At 66.4% G+C, this 1,377-nt stretch carries 2 protein-coding genes and 1 pseudogene; 1 reads left to right on the top strand and 2 read right to left on the bottom strand.

The genetic code is table 11. From position 1 onward, the window contains the following. A pseudogene (locus BN903_RS06465) lies at window positions 1-319 on the bottom strand (C-terminal binding protein); the annotation flags it as partial. A 167-nt stretch (window positions 320-486) separates the two neighbouring features. Here BN903_RS06465 and BN903_RS06470 point away from each other — a divergent pair. Next, window positions 487-765 carry a hypothetical protein gene (locus BN903_RS06470; protein WP_048077084.1) on the top strand — a complete coding sequence of 93 codons (279 nt, stop codon included), beginning with the start codon at window positions 487-489 and terminating at the stop codon, window positions 763-765. Window positions 766-858: 93 nt separating this feature from the next. On the opposite strand, the gene BN903_RS06475 is transcribed toward BN903_RS06470, so the two are convergent. Beyond that, window positions 859-1,140: a helix-turn-helix domain-containing protein gene (locus BN903_RS06475; RefSeq protein ID WP_008443026.1), complete on the bottom strand. Its 282-nt coding sequence runs from the start codon at window positions 1,138-1,140 to the stop codon at window positions 859-861. Window positions 1,141-1,377: the final 237 nt, after the last annotated feature.

The raw sequence follows: 1,377 nt of genomic DNA on the forward strand, positions 1-1,377 counted from the left end.
CCACCTCCTCGGTGCAGTAGTCGGGAACGCGGGTGACGGTGACGCCGCGCGCCGCCGCCGCCGCGACGTCGACGTTGTCAACGCCGACGGCCGAGCGGACGACGACGCTGAGGTCCAGGGCGTCCAACGCCGCCTCCGTGACCGGGGTGTTAATGTCGGTGACGACCGCGTCAGCGCCGGCGGCCGCCTCGATCAGCCGCTCGGTCGACCCCAGTTCCGCGACCTCGACGTCGACGGGTTCGTCGACGGCGCTGGCGAGGACTTCGCGATACGTCTCCGGGTCTATCATCGGGAACGCCGACAGCACGACTCTGGGCATACGAGACGCTTCTCAGCCGCCCCACTTGACGGCTGGCACTAACGCTGTCAGGCCGTCATACGTCCGTTTCGATCGTGAGGGACCGGGTCGATCCGCTCCGTTCCGATGGCTCTTTGCGGCCGCCGGCCGTATCGTGGGCCGTGAGCGACGAGCCATCGAAACCCCCGATGCTGGTCCTGCTGGAGTCGCTGTCGTTCTACCGCAACGTCAGGGTCGGGGCGGCGGTCGGCGCGCTGCTCGCGGTCCTGTTGTACCTCGTCCGCACCCTCGAACTGCTCGGTCCGGTGATCGACACGCGGGACTATCCGCTGTTCGGACCGGATGTCTGGTTCCTCCTCTTGGCGTTCGTGCTTGCGGCGACGTCGGCGCTGTCGGTCGCGATCGCTCTCACGGTCGCCGCGGCGGTCCGCGGCGCGCGGGAGACCGACGCGGAGCGTCCGGAGTAGTCCGTCGGAACGTCCGGAGTGATCGACACGCGCCGCTCGTGACAGTCGGGAGGGGAGACGAAGAGACCGAACCGGGCGGTCGACGGTGACGCGTCAGTCGGCGGTACAGGAGGCTTCGCCCTCGTCGGCGGTGAACTCCTGTGCCGGCTCCGTGAGCTTGTAGAGGTTCTGTCTGGCGTCCGCGAAGTAGACGTCCTCGTCGACGACGCCGATGCCTTCCAGCCGTTCGAGCGCGTATCGGACGGTGCGCGCCGACAACATCGACTCTTGGACGATCCCCTTCTGGGTCAGCGGTCCGTTGTATTCGAGCACCTTGAAGACGAGTTTGGCGCTCGGCGGGAGGTCGTCGAGACCCTCCGTTTGGGTTCCTTCCATCGTTACGATTCGAAACCGCACACGCTCATAAATGTTGATGGAGCATCCCCGCCAAAACGCCGTTTACCGGAGATATACGCCGCATTTTGCGTCGAAAACCAGCAATAAAGGCCGAATTTCACCCGCTGGACTGACCAGTCAGTCAGCGATTCGGCTCGCGCGCGCCTCGCCCGCGGCGACACACACCCGACGGACGCACCGAACGGTGTCGCGTCCGAGCGAGCGGCGTCGCCTCCG

Source organism: Halorubrum sp. AJ67, from assembly GCF_000513435.1.

What these genes read in the sequence shown, in the direction of transcription:
- BN903_RS06470 (WP_048077084.1), top strand. Translation starts at nt 487, where the DNA reads ATGCTGGTCCTGCTGGAGTCGCTGTCGTTCTACCGCAACGTCAGGGTC.
- BN903_RS06475 (WP_008443026.1), bottom strand. Translation starts at nt 1,140, where the DNA reads ATGGAAGGAACCCAAACGGAGGGTCTCGACGACCTCCCGCCGAGCGCC.